Here is a 22,546-nt window from a genome sequence, read left to right as displayed (position 1 = left end):
AGGATCCTCTAGCTGTTATAGAGACTTAAGCGTACCTTTAGGTAGCACTGCAGTAACGAAATCTTTTTTGATTACAACTTCGTTATTATCGTTAAGTGCAATTGACACATAGTCATTGTCTTCAGCGATTTTAGTAATTTTGCCTACAAGGCCGCCACTAGTCAGTACTTCGTCGCCTTTACCCATCGCGCTCATTAAGCTTTTGTGCTCTTTTACACGTTTCGCTTGTGGACGGTAAATCATGAAGTAGAAGATTACTGCGAACATGCCTAGCATGATTAGCATTTCGAAACCGCCACCTGGTGCAGCGCCTTCAGCAGCTGCGTGAGCTTGAGAAATAAACATTTAAAAACATCCTCTATTTAATTTTTATTGATAATCCAACTAATTGGGCTGCATCGCCCTATTTTCAAGGCTTCAAAGTCTAGTTTAGAGATTGAGGTCGCAAAAATAGGGCGATAGAGACAAATTATTTATTCATTGGTGGAACTTCACGATCACGGCGAGCGTAAAATTCTTCTACAAAAGCATCAAAACGGTCTTCATCGATCGCGTTACGGATACTTTGCATCAAACGTTGGTAGTAACGTAGGTTATGAATAGTATTCAGTCTTGCACCTAAGATCTCATTACAACGATCTAGGTGGTGTAGATATGATTTTGAATAGTTGCTGCAAGTGTAACAGTCACACTGTGGATCTAGTGGTGTTGTATCCGTTTTATGTTTCGCATTACGGATCTTGATCACACCGCCAGTCACAAATAGGTGTCCATTACGAGCATTTCGAGTCGGCATTACGCAGTCGAACATATCGATACCACGACGAACGCCTTCAACGAGATCTTCAGGTTTGCCTACGCCCATGAGGTAACGAGGCTTATCTTCAGGTAGTTGTGGGCAAGTATGCTCAAGAATACGGTGCATGTCTTCTTTAGGTTCGCCTACCGCTAAACCACCGACAGCGTAACCATCGAAGCCAATTTTAGTTAGCGCTTCAACAGACACATCACGTAGATCTTCGTAAACACCACCTTGTACAATACCAAATAGTGAATTGGTGTTGTCTTGGCGATCAAATTCATTACGGCTACGGTCCGCCCAACGAATAGAACGCTCCATTGAAATACGAGCTTCATCGTGGGTTGCCGGGAATGGCGTACATTCGTCGAAGATCATCACGATATCAGAACCAAGATCGTATTGGATTTGCATTGATTTCTCAGCATCCATAAAGATCTTATCGCCGTTCACAGGGCTATGGAAGTGAACACCTTCTTCAGTAATTTTACGAGTCTTACCTAAGCTAAATACTTGGAAACCGCCTGAATCGGTTAGGATTGGGCCTTTCCAGTTCATGAAGTCATGGAGATCACCATGTAATTTCATGATCTCTTGACCAGGGCGTAACCAAAGGTGGAAAGTGTTACCAAGCAGAATTTCTGCACCAGTGTCTTTCACTTCTTCCGGTGTCATACCTTTCACAGTACCGTAGGTACCTACAGGCATGAATGCTGGTGTTTCTACTGTACCGCGTTCAAACTGAAGTTGACCACGACGTGCGTTACCATTTGTTTTTTTAAGTTCGTACTTTAATCTCACGAGACCTCCAATATGCCAGAGAAACAATCTGACGATTTTACTGGGTTATTCACCCTACCGAGAGCGGTCGCTTATCCTTGCGAGAAGTAAAGTTACCTTCCCTTCCTAGCTCAATGCTAGCACTCGACTATTAAACTTGTTCTACTCGAATATATATCTGAAAAACGATAATTAACGAGCTGTAATTACTTAGTCTTCTTATTAATAAACATCGCATCGCCATAACTGAAGAAGCGATATTCATTTTTAACAGCATGATCGTAAGCGGCCATCACTTTGTCGTAGTCTGCAAAAGCGCTAACAAGCATAATTAATGTTGACTCAGGCAAGTGAAAGTTGGTGATCAAACAATCAACCAATTGATACTCGTAGCCTGGGAAAATAAAGATTTCTGTGTCGCCAAAAAATGGAACGAGCTCAGTACCTTTTTTCAGTGCATCTTGAGCGGCACTTTCTAATGAACGAACAGATGTCGTCCCAACCGCGATGACACGTCCACCACGAGCTTTTGTCGCAGCAATCGCATCCACAACCTCTTGTGGCACTTCTACATACTCTGCATGCATGTGGTGATCATGGATATTATCCACTTTTACTGGTTGGAATGTACCCGCTCCAACATGCAAAGTAACGTAAGCAAACTCGACACCTTTATCTTTGATCTGCTCTAGTAGCTGCTCATCAAAGTGTAAACCTGCTGTTGGTGCTGCAACGGCACCCGGCTTTTTGTTATATACCGTCTGATAACGCTCTTTATCTGCGTCTTCATCAGGACGATCAATATAAGGCGGTAATGGCATATGACCAACCGCATTTAAAATCTCTAATACACTTTGATCAGAGGTAAAGCGGATCTCAAACAGAGCATCATGGCGTGCGACCATTTCAGCTTGGTACTCATCATGTTCACCAAGGAATAGAGTAGTACCTGGCTTAGGTGATTTAGAGCAACGTACGTGAGCAAGAATGCTTTTCTCATCAATCATACGTTCGACTAAGACTTCTAGCTTACCGCCAGACTCTTTACGACCAAACAGCCGAGCTGGAATCACTCGTGTATTATTAAAAACAACTAAATCACCCGGTTGAACAAGATCTAATACGTCTTTAAATGAACCATCACTCAAGGTTCCAGTATTTCCATCTAATTGTAGAAGGCGACTCGCGGTACGTTCCGCTTGAGGGTAACGAGCTATCAGCTCATCAGGTAATTCAAAATGAAAATCAGAAACTTGCATGCGACTTATCTTGTTTGGTTGATAAATAAAGGGTTGCGAGTAAAAATTTCGCAGTGGGGTAGTATAGGCAGACAAAACGCAATAGCAAGGGTTGTTCGAAGGGATAATAGTAACTAAGGGTAAAACTTGCTCCTACCATAAACTTGATCGCACTCTAATTCGTTGCATAAAGCTCAATAAAAATGAGTTAGCTCCCAGATATTAAGACAATAAAAACCTATAGTTAAACTACACCGACCCATAAAAGGAGATCGTGATGATCAAAGTCGAAGACATGATGACTCGTAACCCTCACACTCTATTACGATCACATTCGTTAGCCGAAGCTAAAAGTACAATGGAAGCCTTAGATATCCGCCACATTCCTGTTGTGGATGCAGAAAGAAGACTGCTCGGCGTAGTGACTCAGCGTGATATTCTTGCCGCTCAAGAGTCTAGCCTGCAAAATATTCCAAGCACACAATCTTATACTCTAGCGACCCCTCTCAATGAGGTAATGCACCGTAATATCATGACTGTAGAGCCAAGAGCAGGATTAAAAGAGAGTGCCACTTACATGCAAAAGCACAAAGTTGGCTGCTTACCTGTGGTGGAAGATGGAGAGCTAGTCGGAATTATTACTGACAGTGACTTTGTCACCATTGCCATTAATTTGCTTGAGCTACAAGAAGATGCCGAACCAGAAGAAGTCGATACTGATGTTTGATGCTGCCATATCTCGCTCAAATAAAGTCGATATGTCAGCATAAAAAGAGCGGCTATATCGCCGCTCAAATGGATTATAAAGAGTAAAGCTATCGCTAGAATTGCTCTTCTTCTGTTGATCCTGTCAGTGCCGTCACCGAAGAGTTTCCACCTTGAATCGTATTGGTCATACGGTCAAAGTATCCTGTACCCACTTCTTGTTGGTGCGCCACAAATGTGTAACCTTTATCTGCTGCTTCAAATTCTGGACGCTGTACTTTCTCAACATAGTGACGCATACCTTCGCCTTGCGCATAGGCATGAGCCAATTCAAACATGTTGAACCACATGTTGTGGATGCCCGCTAGTGTAATGAACTGGTATTTGTAGCCCATATCCGCAAGCTCTTGCTGGAATTTTGCAATCGTTTCTGAATCTAGGTTTTTCTCCCAGTTAAACGATGGTGAACAGTTATACGCCAATAGCTGATCTGGGTATTCTGCATGTACTGCTTCGGCAAATTTGCGCGCTTCTTCTAAACACGGTTTTGCCGTTTCACACCAGATTAAATCTGCATATGGCGCGTAAGCTAGGCCACGAGAAATAGCTTGGTCGATGCCCGCTTTCACTCGATAGAAACCTTCAGCGGTTCGCTCACCTTGAATGAAGTCACGATCGTACGGGTCACAATCGGAAGTCAGAAGATCCGCTGCGTTGGCGTCAGTACGCGCAATCACAAGTGTTGTTGTGCCGGAAACATCAGCGGCTAAACGTGCCGCGACAAGTTTTTGTACCGCTTCTTGGGTAGGAACCAGTACTTTACCGCCCATGTGACCACATTTTTTCACTGATGCTAGCTGGTCTTCAAAGTGAACTCCAGCAGCGCCAGACTCGATCATATTCTTCATCAACTCGTAAGCATTGAGAACGCCACCAAACCCTGCTTCTGCATCCGCAACGATAGGTAAGAAGTAATCAATACCACCTTCATCTTCTGGGCTCTTACCACCAGCCCACTGAATTTGGTCTGCACGTCGGAATGAATTGTTAATGCGTTTAACCACTGAAGGTACTGAATCTACAGGGTATAAAGATTGATCAGGGTACATGGTTGATGCCGTATTGTTATCTGCAGCAACTTGCCAACCTGATAGGTAAATCGCTTCGATACCCGCTTTGGCTTGCTGAACCGCTTGACCACCTGTGAGTGCACCCAAACAGTTTACATAACCTTTTTTAGATGACCCGTTGACCAAAGACCATAATTTATCAGCACCACGTTGGGCGATAGTATTGGCAGGCGTCACTGAACCACGAAGTTCAACGACTTCTTCTGCTGTGTAAGTACGCTTTACGTTATTCCAGCGTGGATTAGTTGCCCAGTCTTTCTCTAGAGCTTCGATTTGTTGGCGGCGAGTTAATGTCATGGTCTATCCCTCTGTAGTAATACGATGCTTCATGCATCTGTCATCCTTTTCTCCGTCAGTACAACTCTCTCTGACCTCGAACTCTTTGTTTCACGTTGTTAGTAATAAATTGTATTCATTTTTTTAATGTGCGCTTAGCGTTGGCTATAAATTTGTGCTAGCTAAGTATTTCAATGAGTTATGGCAAATAATCGTAGCCTGGAACCGTTAAGAAATTCGTCAGTTCATCGCTGGTGGTGAGTTCTGACATCAATGCTGACGCTTCTTCAAATCGACCATTAATGAATCGTTGTTCTCCAACTTCTTGACGAACAACTTGGATCTCTTCGGTCAGGTAAGATTCGAACAGTGACTTGGTGACGACTTGTCCGTTATCCAATTTTTGCTCGTGCTGAATCCATTGCCAAATCGAAGCTCGTGATATTTCAGCCGTCGCCGCATCTTCCATTAATCCATAAATAGGAACGCAACCGTTACCTGAGATCCACGCTTCTATATATTGCAGAGCAACACGAATGTTATGACGCATGCCTTGTTCAGTGATGGCACCATCACAAGGCGCAAGTAACACCTGTGCAGTTATAGGGCTATCGTCTTTCCGTAGCACATTCAATTGATTGGTTCGTTCACCCAATTTTTGGTCAAACACTGACATTGCCGTATCGGCAAGCCCTGGATGCGCGACCCACGTTCCATCATGTCCGTTGTTCGCTTCTAAAGATTTATCTCCCAGAACCTTATCGAGTACTTGTTGGTTCACTTGTGGATCTTTGGCTGGAATAAAGGCGGCCATTCCTCCCATTGCAAACGCTCCGCGGCGATGACACGTTTTTACTAGCAGTTGCGAGTAAGCCTTTAAGAAGGGTTTATCCATTGTCACAACTTGTCTATCTGGCAGAATACGATCAGGGTGGTTACGCAAGGTTTTAATGTAGCTAAAGATATAGTCCCAACGCCCGCAATTAAGACCAACGATATGCTCTTTTAAGTTGAACAGGATCTCGTCCATTTCAAATACAGCAGGTAGAGTTTCAATCAATACCGTCGCTTTGATGGTTCCAGTATCCAGACCAAAGAAGTCTTCAGTGAAATGGAAAACATCACTCCACCACTTCGCTTCTTGGTGAGATTGCAGCTTAGGAATATAAAAATATGGGCCGCTGCCTTTTTTCAGCAGGGTTTTGTAGTTGTTATAGAAATACAGTGCGAAATCGAATAGCGCTCCCGGAATAATCTGACCGTTAAATTCTACATGCTTCTCTTTTAAGTGCAGACCTCGAACACGACAGATAAGCACCGCCGGTTCATCACTTAATTGGTACTGTTTTCCGTTACTCTCATTGGTATAGCTGATGTCGCCGTTAACAGCATCACGTAAATTCACCTGTCCATCGAGCACTTTGCCCCATGCTGGTGACATAGAATCTTCAAAGTCCGCCATAAATACTTTTACATTGGCGTTTAATGCATTGATCACCATTTTTCGGTCGGTTGGACCTGTGATCTCTACTCGACGATCTTGTAAATCTTGTGGGATACCTAGTATTTTCCAACTGCCTTCTCGGATATCTTGAGTCTCACTTAAAAAGTCCGGTAGCTCCCCAGCATCAATACGTAACTGCTTCTGTTCTCGCTCTTCGAGTAATGAATCCACTCGCTCACTAAATTGAGCGCATAAAAAAGATAAAAAGGTTTGGGCTTCTAAAGGGAAAATTTCTTGATGCTCAGGAGCAAGCTCACTATTAATCACCAACATACTTTGAGGCGATGTTCTTTTTATATTATTTGAATTTGTTGGTGTTGTTTCAGCAAGCATAATTCTTTCCTTAAATTACATTTGTAACTCAAAAACCACAAAGACAAGCAACATCCTAAAGCTCAATATTCATGATTCGTTTCGGTTTGTGTCTATTACCTTCACCTATCCAAACCTGTATTTCAACAGCCCCCGATGTAGACATAGGTCTTACAAGACAGTATTAAACTTACCTCAACAACCACTAGAGTAAAAGTACTAAAGTTAACAAAAGGTTAAATTCAAAGTTTTGTATTGTTTGGATTTAGGGCTCTGTAAATTGGCTATTTGTGTAATTTATTACGTAATTAAATTACACACATTTTTAATGCTAATTTTGTTTTAAACAGGCGTTCGGATTTTATATTTTCGCTCAAAACCTTTGACAGAAGGGGTTAGCGAATAGACACGAATGACCATTCAAACAACAAAATAAAAGAAAGATGTGAAATTAGGTGTGTAAAGAAAGGATTTTTTATGAAAGGCACGTCAAAAAAGGTTTGTAAAATTTTACAAGTCAAACAACACTAACAGAATAAAAACCTAAAAAGCACACCAAAAACAGTGTGCTTTTTAGGTTAGACCAACCGCTAGAGCAGTTCTGATACCACTTCAGCTAATTGCTCAAAGGTCTCAGAACGAGAAGTACTTGGCCGCCAAACCAGCCCTATTTCTCGATAAGCTTGCTGACCAGGGGGATCAATCACCACTAGATTTTGATTATCAAGCAGGCCATGCTCAATCGCCATCTGAGGTATAAATGTAGTACCGAGCCCATTCGCAACCATCTGTACCAAGGTATGTAAGCTCGTTGCTGAAAACGGATTTATCTTCTCTTTGTCTGTGAGCTTACATGCTGAAACGGCATGTTCAGTTAAGCAGTGTTCATTTTCTAATAGGAAAACCGATTCATCGGGTAAATCATCGTATCGGATTGGCACTCTAATCCCATCAGCTTGGTTACGACTAATGACCATCCTAAACGGGTCTTGTCCGACGACTTTGCTATACATATGCCCTATATCAACGGGGAGTGCCAGTATCAATACATCTAACTCACCTTGATTCAAGGCGGCTAATAAGTTGGTGGTGGTATCTTCACGTAGTAATAGATGAAGTTGAGGAAAGCGAGCGTTAACCTCTTGTACGACATCGCATAATAGAAATGGAGCAATAGTAGGAATGCAGCCCAGTTTTAACTGCCCCTGCATACTTTCCCCCTGACATAAACTGCCAAGCTCAACCAAATCTTGTCCTTTCGCCAGTAACTCTCGGCCACGAATGACGACTAATTCACCCGCTTGAGTAAAGACTAAAGGGCTTTTTTTATCTTTTTTTTCGTATAAAGGACAACCAATCAACTCTTCAAGGTTTTGGATCCCTTTACTGAGTGTCGACTGGCTCACAAAACAGCGTTCTGCGGCATCACTAAAATGACGGGTTTCGTGCAAAGTTACTAAATAATGCAACTGCTTTAAGCTGGGCCATTTATTCATGCTAATTACTTTGTCATATTAATAAGATAGAAGATTTGATGAGAAAGCATCCTCATCGCTTTTTTCGATTAAGTTAATCTATTTAATTCGCTTTTTTCTATAGTAACGTTTGTACTATAGTTTGTCCCGTAGAAACGAAAGCCCAAACAAAGATGTTTGGTCATCATATTTTAGGAGATTTCAAAATGGTACTAGTAGGTCGTCAAGCCCCTGACTTTACTGCAGCAGCTGTTCTAGGTAACGGCGAAATCGTTGATAACTTCAACTTCGCAGAGTTCACTAAAGGTAAAAAAGCTGTTGTATTTTTCTACCCACTAGACTTCACATTCGTTTGTCCTTCAGAGCTAATCGCTTTTGACAATCGTCTAGAAGATTTCCAAGCTAAAGGTGTTGAAGTAATTGGTGTTTCTATCGATTCACAATTCTCACACAACGCATGGCGTAACACTGCTATCGAAGATGGCGGTATCGGTCAAGTTAAGTACCCTCTAGTTGCTGACGTTAAGCACGAAATCTGCAAAGCATACGATGTTGAGCACCCAGAAGCAGGCGTTGCTTTCCGTGGTTCTTTCCTAATCGATGCTGACGGTCTTGTTCGTCACCAAGTTGTTAACGACCTTCCACTAGGCCGTAACATCGACGAAATGCTACGCATGGTAGACGCACTAAACTTCCACGAGAAGAATGGTGAAGTTTGTCCTGCACAATGGGAAGAAGGCAAATCAGGTATGGACGCATCTCCAAAAGGTGTTGCAGCATTCCTATCTGAGCACGCTGACGACCTAAGCAAATAATAACTCCTTCACCCGCGCTCAAACGGGTTGATGGTTGGACAATATAAGCGAAAAACGCACTGCCAATCGGAAGAAGTCATTAGTTAGCCAAATAAAAAAGCCCGAAGTTTACGCTTCGGGCTTTTCTCGTTTTAGTCCCACGAGATGATATCTGTGTATCGCACTCTTACTGTCTTTAAAATGAGGAATCGTTTCTTGTAAAACATTACCTCTATTTTCCCTATGCTCATTGCATAAACCAACCGTAAATCTTGTTAAGCTCTGTATTATTAAATTGCACCAACTAGGATTTATATGTCTTATCAAATTGAAGTCTGTATCGATAACTTAGAGTCTCTTCATAATGCGATTGCGGGAGGCGCGACTCGAATTGAGCTCTGTTCATCTTTAGCGTTAGGTGGTTTAACGCCAAGTTTCGGTTTGATGAAATTAGCCGCTCAGCTATCGTCAGTTCCAATCTATGCCATGGTCAGGCCTCGACAAGGTGATTTCCTTTACAGCGCTGATGATATTGATTCTATGATTGAAGATATACACGCAGCAGCCACCGCAGGCGTTGATGGGATTGTATTTGGTGTACTGAAAGCTGATGGTTCTATCGATATGCGCTTAGCTCAACGTATCATGACAGTGGCGACTGAATGCCAATTAGGTGCTACATTTCATCGAGCCATAGACCAATGTGCAGATTACTCTCAAGCTATTGAAGATATTGTGAATTTAGGTTGTGAGCGAATACTCACTTCAGGGCTAGCACCCGCCGCCGTTGATGGGCTTGATGTGCTTAAAAAGATGGTAATTCAAGCCAGTGGCCGTGTAGACATTATGGCTGGAGCTGGCGTCACTGCGGATAATGCTCTACACATTACTCAGCAGACTGGCATTAAATCGTTGCACCTTTCAGGAAAATCGACCCGTGAAAGCCAAATGACGTTAGTATCGAACCAAGCCAAGATGGGTGATAGTGATGACTTTGCTATTCCAATAACAGACAGTAAAAAAATCGCAGCGGTTTTGGACAGATTATGTTCTTAGCTAACTAGTGGCTTCCAACAGCCACTTCTAGCTATTTCAGCAGGTCATCAATACTCTGCTCACCTAAGTGACGTACATCTTTACCTTTGACGAAGTAAATAATGTATTCACAGATATTCTGGCAGCGATCGCCAACTCTTTCGATCGCTCTCGCCGACCACATCACTTGAATAATATTGGGGATGCTTTTAGGGTCTTCCATCATATAGGTCATCAATTGACGAATAACCGCTTCGTATTCCGCATCCAATTTATCGTCTAGCTTATACACGCTCGCTGCGGCATCGACATCCATTCGAGCAAACGCATCCAGCACTTGGTGTAGCATTGCGATGGCCTGTCGCCCCAGAGGCTCAAGAGATATTTGGAAGGTTTGATCTTTCAGTGGTGGACTTTCAATAGCAACCGTTGCAATTTTACTTGCCACATCGCCAATGCGCTCAAGGTCGGTAATCGTCTTGATGATCGCCATAATTAATCGCAGATCTTTTGCCGTTGGCTGTCGCTTAGCAATAATACGAGTGCATGCTTCATCAATAGAAACTTCCATCGAATTCACTTTATGATCATCCCGAACCACTTTTTTCGCCAGATCAATGTCATCTTTATGCAGCGCTTGCATGGCAAATGAAAGCTGTTGCTCGACTAAACCTCCCATCGTCAACACATGGGTTCGAATAGACTCAAGCTCTACATTAAATTGACCTGAAATGTGTCGACCAAACTGCATGAAAATTCCTTATAAAGAGTGCTCAATCATCATAATGACTATTTTATCCATATCTACCTGTAATGTAGTCTTCTGTGTGTTTTTTCAATGGTGAGGTGAAAATTGAATCGGTATCTGAGTACTCGATCAATTTTCCCATATGAATAAATGCCGTGTGATCGCTCACCCTCGCAGCCTGCTGCATGTTATGAGTGACAATGACCACTGTATATTGCGTTTTCAATTCACTGATCAACTCTTCAATCGTCAGTGTAGAAATAGGATCCAGTGCGGATGTCGGCTCATCAAGCAATAACACTTCTGGCTCAATGGCAATGGCCCGTGCAATAACCAAACGTTGCTGTTGCCCACCTGAGAGTCCAAAAGCATTTTCGTGCAAACGATCTTTTACTTCATCCCACAACGCAGCCGCGCGTAATGAACGTTCAACCGCATCATTTAAGGTTCGGCTATTTTTGACACCTTGCAACCGAAGTCCATACACCACATTTTCATAAATCGATTTAGGAAATGGGTTGGGACGCTGGAATACCATCCCAACTCGGCGGCGCAATGTCGCCACATCGACTTTAGGGTGATACACATTATTTCCGTATAGCTTAACTTCACCTTCGACGCGGCAGCCTTCCACTAAATCGTTCATACGATTAATGCAGCGTAGCAGGGTCGACTTACCACAACCTGAAGGCCCAATAAATGCGGTGACTCTACCTTTAGGTATTCGCATTGAAATATCGTTAAGCGCTTGAGTCTGCTGGTAATAAAGATTAAGACCTTCAATTGAGATCGCGGTTTGCTCATCCGTTAGTTTATGTACATCCAACGGCGCTTGATAACCTAGAGTGTCACTTAATGAGAACATAATCAGTCTTGTCCTAGGGTTCGGTACTTTTCGCGTAAATTGTTACGAATACTAATCGCAGTTAAATTCAGCCCGACAATAACCGTCACCAGTAAAAATGAAGTGGCATAAACCAGTGGTCTCGCAGCTTCAATGTTTGATGTTTGGAAACCGATATCGTAAATATGAAAGCCCAGATGCATGAATTTGCGTTCTAAATGAACGTATGGAAATTGAGCATCCACAGGTAAGCTCGACGCGAGTTTAACCACACCAACTAACATTAATGGGGCAACCTCACCTGCCGCTCGCGCAACCGCAAGAATCAGCCCAGTGATGATCGCAGGGCTAACCATCGGCAAGACAATTCGCCATAGGGTTTCAAACTGTGTCGCACCTAACGCTAACGAACCATGCCGAACTGAGCTTGGGATCCGCGTTAACCCTTCTTCCGTCGTCACAATCACCACTGGCAATGTCAATACTGCTAACGTTAATGCTGACCACAATAACCCCGGAGTGCCAAATGTTGGAGCCGGAAGTTTCTCGGTATAAAACAGCGTATCAATTGATCCACCGATGGTATAAACAAAAAAGCCTAAGCCGAAGACACCATAGACAATGGATGGCACACCCGCGAGGTTAATCACAGCTATCCGAATAATTCTCGTAAAGGCGTTACTTTTGGCGTACTCATGTAAGTATATTGCCGCCACAACCCCAAGAGGCATGACAATGATAGACATCACTATCACCAAAAATACCGTACCAAAAATAGCAGGAAAAACACCGCCTTCAGAGTTGGACTCTCGTGGGTTTTGGGACAAAAACTTCCAGACCTGCTTTCCCCAATGCGCCACTTTTTCGGTGTAGCTCATCTGGTTGGGGTACCAAATATCTAAAATCTGACTAAGTGGTATTCGTGTTTTTTGACCACTCATGTCTTCAAGCAATAACGACTCTATTTGTAGTTGTGAGTTAAGCAAATCCAGATTTTTTTCTGATTCTGACAGCTTTTCATTTAACGCTTGCGTTTCTTGTTGATAAGAGACGATGAACTCTTCATTCAGTTCTTCATTCAACTCATATTTTCGTTTTTTAAAACGCAATTGTTCAAGCTGCCAGCTGATTAAACGAATTTCCTGATTACTGATACGATCAATTTCCGATCGTAATGAGTCCGCAAAGTCGAGCCCTCGTATCAGCTCTTGGTGAATATTCTTAGTTCGAATGCCGTCTAAACTGGAAAAGCCTATCGGTTTGCCAAAGAAGTCGCCACCTCGAGTTCTCTCTATTACGGCCCACTCTGCTGGCTGAGTCGACGCCGTTAATTCAGGCTCAAGAACCGAGACAAAATCTGCGGGATAAAGCTCTCGATTAGCGACTTTGATACTCAATCGCCCGACAACACCCTCCTCTAAAACGGCTGCCGGCAACTTATTCTCTGCATCCACAATATGATCAATCGGGATATAGTCTCGCTGATAAAGTTGACCGATAAGTCGATGGTTCGCCTCCACACTTTGGGGCAAGATATTGTTATTCACTACTTCCCATTGATACAGAGGAGCAGGCCAGAAGTAAGTGAGTCCTTTCCAACCAATCAATAAAAGTAAGCCTAATACGGATAATAGGCTGATGCTCACGGCTCCACCAGTGAGCCAAATCCAAGGTGAGCCAGATCGAAGCCACTTAAACATAAGTGAACTCTGTGCTGATAAATGAACAATATTGAAAGCTACAATGCACGGTATTTATCTCTAAGCCTTTGTCGAACCACTTCCGCAAGAGCATTCACAGCGAAAGTAAATATGAACAGTAATAATGCGGCCAAAAACAGCAATCGATAATGAGAACTGCCCACTTCTGATTCAGGAAGTTCAACGGCGATCGTGGCAGAAAGTGTGCGCATCCCTTCGAATATATTCCAGTCCATGATCGGTGTATTCCCTGTCGCCATCAACACAATCATGGTCTCTCCAACCGCTCTGCCTAACCCCATCATCACCGCAGAAAAAATCCCTGGGCTAGCAGTTAACAGCACCACATACAATAAGGTCTGCCACGGTGTTGCCCCTAAAGCTAACGAGCCATCAGACAAATGTTTAGGCACAGAAAAAATAGCATCTTCCGCGATAGTGAAAATCGTCGGGATCACCGCAAACCCCATAGCAAACCCCACCACTAAGGCGTTACGTTGATCAAAGTCGATTCCATAGCTAGACAGAAACAACTTCACATCGCCAGCGAACAGTATCGTTTCAATATCAGTGCCAAACAAGAATACGGTTACGATAGAAATCAACAACGCAGGGATCAAGATCACCGCATGCCAACCATTAGGCAAACGACGAGTGACAGCTTGAGGGACACAATGCCATAAGCCTCCAGCCACAAGTGTTGTTAAAGGCAATATGATGAGCAATGCCATTACTGCTGTTAAATGAGTTTCAACAATCGGCGCAAACCATAACCCCGCTAAGAAACCAATAATCACCGTGGGTAATGCTTCCATGAGTTCAATGGTCGGTTTAACCACTCGGCGCATGCTTGGAGACATAAAATAGGCCGTATAGATCGCACCTAACACCGCAATCGGCACCGCAAAAATCATCGCAAATACCGCCGCCTTTAATGTACCAAACGCAATCGGCACTAAACTGAATTTCTCTTCAAATTCATCACTAGCCGATGTCGACTGCCACACGTATTCGGGTTCCGGGTAACTCTCATACCAGACTTTATTCCACAGCGATGAAAACGATATCTCTGGAAAGTCATTATTCACTTTCGCAACATTGAGTTGCTGACCGGATAGGACTAATAAATGCTTTTCGTTTTTAGACATCGCAGCAAGATCAGGGGATTTTGAATACGGACGTTCAAACAAAACCAGCTTTTCACTGGTCGTATAATGACTTTGTAACGTGCCATTTTGATAGAAACTATAAAAGCCTTTGCGATAAATATCGGGAAGTAAAAAGTCCACTTCAGGCGCTAACTGAAAATTTCGAATGTGGGTCAGTGATCGGACTTCATTTTGAAGAACATCAAACCACTGAGAAACAAGACCGTTTGAATAAGTGACGAGCACAGAATACTCACCTGACAATAGGTCAATATTCTTCACCTGTTGCTGTGGTTCCCCTTGAGTCAAATCAACAATCTCTCGAATGCGGAATTGCTCGCCACGCTTCATCGCAATCATTAATTCAGAACCCGAACGTAGGAACAGTTGCTGACCATTAGGTGTAACCAAGATTTGATCCAAGGTAGGAAATGCGGTCGGGAAGGTAAACCGTTGAGGCAACCAAGCGTCCTTCTCTTGGTTCAACCCTTGTCCTTTTTTTAAGGTCAGGACGGACACCGTTCGATCACTCGCTTGGCCAACTAAAGTCATGCTGCTCGGTTGTGCTGACAATCCAAGTAAGCTCAGTGGGTTTGAATCATCGAAAAGCGACAAGTCGGCACCGTTATTGAAAAACTCAACATCAGGATCAAAATAGCGACCCGCTTTATTAATACTGGTTGAAAACACTGGCTTGAAGAGAGTTATGTTGCTCTCTGCATCGACTGAAGCTAACCAACCGGAGGAGGCATCGCTACGAGCAAATAACATGGACGGGGCAATTTTCTGGGTAAATTCAGGTTGCGGTTTTTTATCAGTCAAAGACCAAAAGCTTAATGATCCTGATTTATCAAATGTATAAGCATGATCACCGTACTCATTCACCCCAATCGCGACTGGCGAATGAACAGAGATTTGAGTATCGATATCTGCCGGCTCAATATTCGCATCCGAGAAAATTGGTGCAACCACGATCGCCAAATAGACAAAGATAAGCACTAAAGCGCCCAGTACACTCACGCCGCCACATGTCACTACAAGACGAATCAGGCGATCTTGAATAAAACGCTTACGATCCTGTTCTTTGAGTGAAAACTCGGCTTGAGCCATGTACTGTTCTACCTTCTTTTGAGCAAACCTTAAGTTTATGTCATTTTAATGACAGATATATTACAACTCAAGTGACGAGTTCTGTCAGTAATATTTCCGACTAATTTATTTTTATAACAATGAATTAGTCAATTCTGGTCAGATAACGTTAATTCAACTTTCTCGAGCTCCTGTTTCGCGAGACTTTGACTAATCGGCACATACCCATCTTTTCGAACAAGCTCTTGTCCTTGCCTCGAAAAAATAAATCGAATGAACTCAGATTGAACCTTACTTAATGGTTTAGTTGGATGCTTATTCACATAAACATATAAAAAACGAGAGAGAGGATAACGCCCATTTAAGATGTTTTTACGTGTCGGATAAATATAGTCATCGCCAGATCTCGCGATTGGAATTAATTTGATCCCTGCGACTTGATAACCAACACCAGAGTAGCCAATCCCACTGATGGATGAGGCAATGGACTGAACAACAGATGCCGACCCTGGTTGCTCATTGACACCTTTTTTGAAATCACCGTCGCATAGAGCATTTTGTTTAAAGTAACCATATGTACCAGAAACTGAATTACGACCAAACAGTTGGAATTTTCGCTTCGACCAATCACTGTCTAGACCTAACTCGTGCCAGTTGTTTAACGACTTAGTCGCCCCGCACCTTAACGTAACCGAAAAGATACTATCAATCTGCTGAAAATTAAGACCTTGAATCGGATTATCTCGGTGGACAAAAATGCCGATAGCATCAATTGCCACCTTCAGCACTGTCGGTTTATAACCATGCTCTCGCTCAAATGCCTCAATTTCGCGTAATCTCATCGGTCGACTCATCGGCCCAAAATGCGCCGTACCTTCAGTTAATGCTGGTGGCGCGGTAGATGAACCCGAAGCTTGAACTTGAGCATTAACGTTAGGGTATATCGATTCAAACTCTTCAACCCATAGCGTTGTCATTCCAGCAAGCGTGTCTGAGCCGACAGAAAGTAAGCTTCCTGAAACACCAAACACCCGTTGATAATCTGGCAACTGAGCCATGACTCGAAAGCTCAGCACAGAAGCCATGGTGATAGTCAGCCAAGTCATCACTTTTACAAAAGGTAAGGGGCTCATTTTCTTCATCATTTAACAATCAACCGACTAGGTAAAATGAATGAGAATTTACTCCCAACCCCAACTGTACTTTGGATTTCAAGGTGTGAATCATGATGAGTAAGCGCATGTTTTACAATCGCAAGACCAAGTCCACTGCCTCCCGTATCTCTTGAGCGAGCTTTATCTACTCGGTAAAAACGCTCAGTTAACCGGTGTAAATGCTGTGGCTCGATTCCCTCTCCGCTATCAGACACTTCCAAACACGCTCCCTGAATCGACTGATACCAGCGAACTTTTACTTCCGCCCCTTCAGGCGTGTATTTAACCGCATTATAAACAAGGTTGGAGATCGCACTGCGCAGTTGATCCTCATCGGCAAGTACTTTCAGTTTTGGATCGATTTGAAAGTCGAGTCGATGTCCTCTATCACCGCTCAAGCTTTGAGCCTCTTTTTCAAGGTTCTCTAGCATTAATGGAACGTTGACGACTTCATCTAACTCATGCATTGGTGCGGCTTCAATTTTAGATAATGTGAGTAGTTGGCTCACTAAACTATTCATTCGGTTAAGCTGTTCTGTCATCACACCGTGAGCCTTTGGCCACATCGGTCCAACCACCATATCGGGATCTTCTGTCATCTCTAGGTAGCCTTTGAGCACCGTCATCGGAGTCCTAAGTTCATGAGAAACATTAGCGAAGAAGTTACGGCGCATACCTTCTAGCTGCTTGAGTTGGGTAACGTCACGCACAACCATCAAGTGCTCGCCTTCTGTATATGGCACGATACGTAATTCAAGCATCCGCTCTACGTTTAATGGAGAGCACATCTCAAGAGGCTCAGAGAAGTCCTGCTTGTTGAGATACTTAATAAAATCAGGGGTTCGAATCAAGTTGGAAATTGGCTGACCATTATCATCTGGCCAGTGAAAACCTAAAAGGTGCTGGGCGAGTTTGTTGCACCACACAATATTGCCTTCACTGCGAAAGACAACAACCGCATCGGGTAAAGATTCAGCACCGTTACGAAATCGACGGATTAAGTTCGTTAACTCTTTGCGTTTTTTTCGTTGTCGTTGCTGCAACCGATAAATACCATTAAATAGCGACTCCCAATTCCCCGTTCCTGAAGGTGGTGTTAGGCGTTTTTCATCCCACAACCAGGTCGACAACTTCATCTGATTATGCAGATGCCAAGCTAATTGTAGAGCGGTGGCAATGAAGAGTAGCCACGGCATGTAACCGAAGATCCACCCCACAATAATCCAAGGGGTGTAAAAAAAAGCCAGCTCCCATGCCAGCCTTTTTAAGGTCAGTCGTTCAACCATTCAAATCTCCGATATGTCACTCTAGTTAATCTTAGTCCTTCATTACGCTTTTACAGAAAAACGGTAGCCAGCACCACGGACGGTTTGAACTAACTTATCATGTCCGCCCTGCTCTAACGCTTTTCTCAAACGTCTAATGTGGACATCCACAGTGCGGTCTTCAACGTATACGTTAGTACCCCAAACATTATTCAACAGCTGTTCGCGGCTATAAACACGTTCTTGATGAGTCATGAAGAAATGCAGCATCTTAAATTCGGTTGGTCCCATATCTAACGGTTCATCATTCGCTGTCACACGATGGGAAACAGGATCTAACTTCAGCCCTTGGACATTAATAACATCTTCAAGTGCAGTCGGTGTTACACGTCGAATTACGGCTTTAAGGCGAGCAACTAGCTCTTTTGGAGAGAATGGCTTGGTGATGTAATCATCGGCACCAACTTCTAAACCTCGAACCTTATCTTCTTCTTCTCCACGAGCCGTTAGCATCACGACAGGAATATTTCGAGTCAGCTCTTCACGCTTCATATGTTTAATGAAGTTAATTCCAGAACCACCAGGCAACATCCAATCTAACAGAACAAGATCGGGGAAAGGTTCACAGAGTTTATTCACCGCGGTATCGTAATCTTCCGCTTCTATCGCTTGATAGCCTTTCTGCTCAAGAACAAAACACAGCATTTCACGAATGGGTGCTTCATCTTCAACAACCAGAATCCTTCTAGACATTATTGATTAACCTTTATAATTCATCGACGCAAAGCATTATCAAGGTTAATTATGACACTTTTGTGACCTTTGAAAACAATTATTAATATAAGTTTATTAGCATATTCATTGTGATATTTTGAATTTGGAGTAGGACAAAAGATTTGAAATCTCCTATCATGGGCTCCTTCTTACAAGCTCAGAGAAATAATATGTGGTTTAAAAACTGTATGGTGTATCGCTTTAATCGCGGTATCGACTTCAATGCAGATCAACTAGAAAAACAATTGGAAGAGTTTCGCTTCACTCCTTGTGGCAGCCAAGACAGACAAAAATTTGGCTGGGTAAATGCAATGGGCAGACATGGCGACATGATGACTCACACTTCTGAAGATCGCATTCTAATCTGTGCTAAAAAAGAAGAAAAAATGTTACCTGCATCTGTTATCAAAGATTCGTTAAACGCGAAAGTGGATATGATGGAAGCGCAAGAAGGTCGCCCTCTAAAGAAAAAAGAGAAAGACAACCTAAAAGAAGACATCATTATCGATCTTCTGCCACGAGCTTTCAGCCGCAGCAGTCTTACGTTTGCTCTTATTCTTCCTAAGCAAGGCATGATCCTCGTTGACTCTGGTAGCTACAAAAAAGCAGAAGATGTTTTAGCACTTTTACGTAAAACAATGGGCAGCTTGCCTGTTGTCCCTGCGATCCCAGAGCAAGCTATTGAAACAACCTTAACCGAGTGGGTTAAGAGTGGCGATACCCCTCAAGGCATAACAATGCTTGATGAAGCTGAATTGAAATCCGTTCTTGAAGATGGCGGCGTGATTCGTTGTAAAAAACAAGAGCTTTCAGCGGATGAAATTCTAAGCCATATTCACGCAGATAAGCTTGTGACTAAATTGGCTCTAAACTGGCAAGATCGCATTGAGTTTATTCTTGCTGAAGATGGCAGTATCAAGCGACTCAAATTCTGCGATGAGTTGAAAGATGAGAATGACGATATTCCAAGAGAAGATCAGGCTGCGCGTTTTGATGCAGATTTCTCTCTAATGTGTGCAGAGCTAGGCGCTTTCTTGCCTAACTTATATGAAACATTAGGTGGCCTTCCTCACCCAGAAGCGTAACAACCCAAGCATCAACCGTTATATAATGCCGAGAGATGTTCTTTCGGCATTCTCTTTTCTGTACTATCACTTGTAATTGACGTAAAATTTGCGCCCCTTCGATATCACTCGGTGACATCGACCTGACTTGTGATCAGAACTAGAGAATTAAGCAATGTTTAAACCAGAACTCCTTTCCCCTGCGGGTAGCCTTAAAAATATGCGTTACGCTTTTGCCTACGGTGCAGATGCTGTATATGCAGGTCAACCACGTTACAGCCTTCGCGTTCGTAACAACGAATTCAACCATGAAAACCTACAGATCGGCATTAATGAAGCGCATGCTCAAGGTAAAAAGCTGTATGTGGTATGTAATATCCAACCACATAATTCAAAGTTAAAAACCTTCATTCGTGATTTAAAACCAATCGTTGATATGGGCCCAGACGCTCTAATTATGTCGGATCCAGGCTTGATCATGATGGTTCGTGAAGCTTTCCCTGAAGTGGCTATTCACCTTTCGGTACAAGCAAATGCCGTTAACTGGGCAACTGTGAAATTCTGGTCAACTCAAGGCGTAGAGCGAGTAATCTTATCTCGTGAACTATCGCTAGAAGAAATTGAAGAGATTCGCGAACACTGTCCTGAAACTGAATTAGAAATTTTCGTACACGGTGCTCTATGCATGGCGTATTCAGGTCGCTGCCTACTGTCTGGTTACATGAACAAGCGCGACCCAAACCAAGGTACATGCACGAACGCGTGTCGCTGGGAATATAAAGCTGAAGCAGCTAAAGAAGACGAGAACGGCCAAATTGTTGCCGCAAACCCTACAGGTGTTGCTATACAAGAAGTTGAAACTCAAGAGATTGAAGTTCAAGAAGAGCGTCCAGACAATACTCTCGGTTTAGGCAAACCAACTGATGAAGTTGTTCTACTTTCAGAATCTCATCGTCCTGAAGAGAAAATGGCGGCATTTGAAGATGAGCATGGTACTTACATCATGAACTCTAAAGATCTTCGCGCAATCCAACACGTAGAACGCCTAACTAAGATGGGTGTTCACTCTTTGAAAATCGAAGGGCGTACTAAGTCTTTCTACTACTGTGCTCGTACCGCTCAAGTGTACCGCAAAGCAATTGATGATGCCGTTGAAGGCAAACCATTTGACGAAAGCCTAATGGGTACTTTAGAAAGTTTAGCGCACCGTGGCTACACCGAAGGCTTCCTTCGTCGCCATACTCATGACAGCTACCAAAATTATGAATACGGTTACTCTATTTCAGACTCTCAACAATTTGTTGGTGAGTTCACTGGCGTTCGCAAAGGTGAGTTAGCTGAAGTTGAAGTTAAAAACAAATTCATCAAGGGCGATAGCCTAGAATTAATGACTCCAAACGGAAATGTTGTTTTCACTTTAGAAAAAATGGAAAACCGTAAATCTCAAGATGTTGATGATGCGAAAGGTAATGGCCACTTTGTCTTCATTCCAGTTCCTGAAGATATGGATTTAGAATTCGGTTTATTAATGCGTAACCTTAGTGAAGGGCAAGACACCCGAAACCCAACAGGTAAGTAGTAATGGCATTACTGATTCAAGATAGCTGCATCAACTGTGATATGTGTGATCCTGAATGTCCAAATGGTGCTATTACAATGGGTGACAGTATCTATGAGATCGATCCTAATTTATGTACTGAATGTAAGGGACACTATGATAAGCCAACTTGTCAGTCAGTTTGCCCTATTACGAAATGCATAATCACAGATCCAAAGCATGTTGAAAGTGAAGAGCAGCTCCTTGAGAAGTTTGTAATTATCCAAGGTTTTGCTTAATACCCCAATCATATAAAAGCCCCAGCAACTCAGTTGTTGGGGCTTTTTTTTGCTTTGTAGATCCGCGAAGTTAACCGGACTCCCAGCTCTTTCTAAATGCTCTCGAATAAAGCTCAGCATTTCTGCTGCGGCTTGATGTATGGCAGGGGTGAAGAGATTCGAACGCCCAACACGCGCTATTTTGTGAATGAGCTGAATCCGCTGCTTTTTCTAGAGTATTAAAACTCTCATATCCAAATGCAAAAAAGCCTCAGCATTTCTGCTGAGGCTTGATATATGGCAGGGGTGGAGAGATTCGAACTCCCAACACGCACTATTTTGTGAATGAGCTGAATCCGCTGCTTTTTCTAGAGTATTGAAACTCTCAGATTCAAATGCAAAAAAGTCTCAGCATTTCTCCTGAGGCTTGATATACGGCAGGGGTGGAGAGATTCGAACTCCCAATACGCACTATTTTGTGAATGAGCTGAATCCGCTGCTTTTTCTAGAGTATTGAAACTCTCAGATTCAAATGCAAAAAAGCCTCAGCATTTCTGCTGAGGCTTGATGTATGGCAGGGGTGGAGAGATTCGAACTCCCAACACGCGCTATTTTATGAATGAGCTGAATCCGCTGCTTTTTCTAGAGTATTGAAACTCTCAGATTCAAATATAAAAAAGCCTCAGCATTTCTGCTGAGGCTTGATATATGGCAGGGGTGGAGAGATTCGAACTCCCAACACGCGGATTTGGAATCCGCTGCTCTGCCAATTGGAGCTACACCCCTATCTCAGTTTTAAAGAGCTGAAACTCTGAATAAGTGGCGGAGTGGACGGGACTCGAACCCGCGACCCCCGGCGTGACAGGCCGGTATTCTAACCAACTGAACTACCACTCC

At 43.1% G+C, this 22,546-nt stretch carries 19 protein-coding genes and 2 tRNA genes; 6 read left to right on the top strand and 15 right to left on the bottom strand.

Features of this window, described 5'->3' with window-relative positions; all coding sequences use genetic code 11:
• Nucleotides 1–15 precede the first annotated feature (15 nt).
• The 3 genes from yajC to queA all read right to left on the bottom strand — a co-directional run bounded on the left by yajC (nucleotide 16) and on the right by queA (nucleotide 2,838).
• Nucleotides 16–345, bottom strand: a complete 330-nt coding sequence (gene yajC / locus L4C39_RS14490) for a preprotein translocase subunit YajC (protein WP_113796583.1) — start codon at nucleotides 343–345, stop codon at nucleotides 16–18.
• 124 nt (nucleotides 346–469) lie between these two features.
• On the bottom strand, nucleotides 470–1,600 hold the full coding sequence (tgt, locus tag L4C39_RS14485) for a tRNA guanosine(34) transglycosylase Tgt (RefSeq protein ID WP_429746590.1): 1,131 nt from the start codon (nucleotides 1,598–1,600) through the stop codon (nucleotides 470–472).
• 185 nt (nucleotides 1,601–1,785) lie between these two features.
• Nucleotides 1,786–2,838, bottom strand: coding sequence for a tRNA preQ1(34) S-adenosylmethionine ribosyltransferase-isomerase QueA (gene queA / locus L4C39_RS14480; RefSeq protein WP_136995422.1), 1,053 nt, complete (start codon nucleotides 2,836–2,838; stop codon nucleotides 1,786–1,788).
• Nucleotides 2,839–3,094: 256 nt separating this feature from the next.
• Here queA and L4C39_RS14475 point away from each other — a divergent pair, with 256 nt between their 5' ends.
• Nucleotides 3,095–3,544: a CBS domain-containing protein gene (locus L4C39_RS14475; RefSeq protein ID WP_371711934.1), complete on the top strand. Its 450-nt coding sequence runs from the start codon at nucleotides 3,095–3,097 to the stop codon at nucleotides 3,542–3,544.
• 94 nt (nucleotides 3,545–3,638) lie between these two features.
• Here the strand turns inward: L4C39_RS14475 and aceA are convergent, their stop codons facing one another.
• The 3 genes from aceA to L4C39_RS14460 all read right to left on the bottom strand — a co-directional run bounded on the left by aceA (nucleotide 3,639) and on the right by L4C39_RS14460 (nucleotide 8,240).
• Nucleotides 3,639–4,949: an isocitrate lyase gene (gene aceA, locus L4C39_RS14470; protein ID WP_113796593.1), complete on the bottom strand. Its 1,311-nt coding sequence runs from the start codon at nucleotides 4,947–4,949 to the stop codon at nucleotides 3,639–3,641.
• 178 nt (nucleotides 4,950–5,127) lie between these two features.
• Nucleotides 5,128–6,765 carry a malate synthase A gene (gene aceB / locus L4C39_RS14465; protein ID WP_429746587.1) on the bottom strand — a complete coding sequence of 546 codons (1,638 nt, stop codon included), beginning with the start codon at nucleotides 6,763–6,765 and terminating at the stop codon, nucleotides 5,128–5,130.
• A gap of 569 nt (nucleotides 6,766–7,334) precedes the next feature.
• Nucleotides 7,335–8,240 (bottom strand): hydrogen peroxide-inducible genes activator, encoded by a 906-nt coding sequence (locus L4C39_RS14460; protein WP_113796597.1) that lies wholly within the window; start codon nucleotides 8,238–8,240, stop codon nucleotides 7,335–7,337.
• Nucleotides 8,241–8,425: 185 nt separating this feature from the next.
• Between L4C39_RS14460 and L4C39_RS14455 the strand changes: the two genes are divergently transcribed.
• Both L4C39_RS14455 and L4C39_RS14450 read left to right on the top strand, forming a co-directional pair.
• On the top strand, nucleotides 8,426–9,034 hold the full coding sequence (locus tag L4C39_RS14455) for a peroxiredoxin C (protein ID WP_017053745.1): 609 nt from the start codon (nucleotides 8,426–8,428) through the stop codon (nucleotides 9,032–9,034).
• Nucleotides 9,035–9,328: 294 nt separating this feature from the next.
• Nucleotides 9,329–10,069: a copper homeostasis protein CutC gene (locus L4C39_RS14450; protein WP_171756931.1), complete on the top strand. Its 741-nt coding sequence runs from the start codon at nucleotides 9,329–9,331 to the stop codon at nucleotides 10,067–10,069.
• Between the two features lie 31 nt (nucleotides 10,070–10,100).
• On the opposite strand, the gene phoU is transcribed toward L4C39_RS14450, so the two are convergent.
• From phoU to phoB, 7 genes are all read right to left on the bottom strand, one after another.
• Nucleotides 10,101–10,799: a phosphate signaling complex protein PhoU gene (gene phoU / locus L4C39_RS14445; protein WP_017053743.1), complete on the bottom strand. Its 699-nt coding sequence runs from the start codon at nucleotides 10,797–10,799 to the stop codon at nucleotides 10,101–10,103.
• 43 nt (nucleotides 10,800–10,842) lie between these two features.
• The gene (gene pstB, locus L4C39_RS14440; RefSeq protein ID WP_017053742.1) at nucleotides 10,843–11,661 is read right to left on the bottom strand and encodes a phosphate ABC transporter ATP-binding protein PstB; all 819 of its coding nucleotides are present in this window, start codon (nucleotides 11,659–11,661) and stop codon (nucleotides 10,843–10,845) included.
• Between the two features lie 2 nt (nucleotides 11,662–11,663).
• Nucleotides 11,664–13,340, bottom strand: a complete 1,677-nt coding sequence (pstA, locus tag L4C39_RS14435; RefSeq protein WP_429746583.1) for a phosphate ABC transporter permease PstA — start codon at nucleotides 13,338–13,340, stop codon at nucleotides 11,664–11,666.
• A gap of 38 nt (nucleotides 13,341–13,378) precedes the next feature.
• Nucleotides 13,379–15,598, bottom strand: a complete 2,220-nt coding sequence (locus L4C39_RS14430; protein ID WP_429746581.1) for an ABC transporter permease subunit — start codon at nucleotides 15,596–15,598, stop codon at nucleotides 13,379–13,381.
• A gap of 128 nt (nucleotides 15,599–15,726) precedes the next feature.
• A complete protein-coding gene (locus L4C39_RS14425) occupies nucleotides 15,727–16,722 on the bottom strand; it encodes a PstS family phosphate ABC transporter substrate-binding protein (RefSeq protein WP_429746579.1) in 996 nt (331 codons plus the stop codon).
• Nucleotides 16,719–18,017 (bottom strand): phosphate regulon sensor histidine kinase PhoR, encoded by a 1,299-nt coding sequence (gene phoR, locus L4C39_RS14420; protein WP_429746577.1) that lies wholly within the window; start codon nucleotides 18,015–18,017, stop codon nucleotides 16,719–16,721. The genes L4C39_RS14425 and phoR overlap by 4 nt, the downstream gene beginning before the upstream one ends.
• 42 nt (nucleotides 18,018–18,059) lie before the next feature.
• Nucleotides 18,060–18,749, bottom strand: coding sequence for a phosphate regulon transcriptional regulator PhoB (gene phoB, locus L4C39_RS14415; RefSeq protein WP_017053737.1), 690 nt, complete (start codon nucleotides 18,747–18,749; stop codon nucleotides 18,060–18,062).
• A 191-nt stretch (nucleotides 18,750–18,940) separates the two neighbouring features.
• On the opposite strand from phoB, the gene rdgC reads away from it, so the two are divergent.
• The 3 genes from rdgC to L4C39_RS14400 all read left to right on the top strand — a co-directional run bounded on the left by rdgC (nucleotide 18,941) and on the right by L4C39_RS14400 (nucleotide 21,670).
• Nucleotides 18,941–19,855, top strand: a complete 915-nt coding sequence (gene rdgC, locus L4C39_RS14410) for a recombination-associated protein RdgC (RefSeq protein WP_029203489.1) — start codon at nucleotides 18,941–18,943, stop codon at nucleotides 19,853–19,855.
• 154 nt (nucleotides 19,856–20,009) lie between these two features.
• Nucleotides 20,010–21,413 (top strand): prephenate-dependent tRNA uridine(34) hydroxylase TrhP, encoded by a 1,404-nt coding sequence (gene trhP / locus L4C39_RS14405; protein ID WP_429746574.1) that lies wholly within the window; start codon nucleotides 20,010–20,012, stop codon nucleotides 21,411–21,413.
• Nucleotides 21,414–21,415: 2 nt separating this feature from the next.
• Complete coding sequence (locus tag L4C39_RS14400) at nucleotides 21,416–21,670, top strand: YfhL family 4Fe-4S dicluster ferredoxin (protein ID WP_084654890.1); 255 nt, start codon at nucleotides 21,416–21,418, stop codon at nucleotides 21,668–21,670.
• A gap of 688 nt (nucleotides 21,671–22,358) precedes the next feature.
• On the opposite strand, the gene L4C39_RS14395 is transcribed toward L4C39_RS14400, so the two are convergent.
• Nucleotides 22,359–22,435, bottom strand: a tRNA-Trp gene (locus tag L4C39_RS14395).
• Between the two features lie 34 nt (nucleotides 22,436–22,469).
• Nucleotides 22,470–22,546, bottom strand: a tRNA-Asp gene (locus tag L4C39_RS14390).

Source organism: Vibrio clamense, from assembly GCF_050337905.1.
GTDB lineage: Bacteria > Pseudomonadota > Gammaproteobacteria > Enterobacterales > Vibrionaceae > Vibrio > Vibrio cortegadensis.
This window is presented reverse-complemented; position numbering and strand designations above follow the sequence as displayed.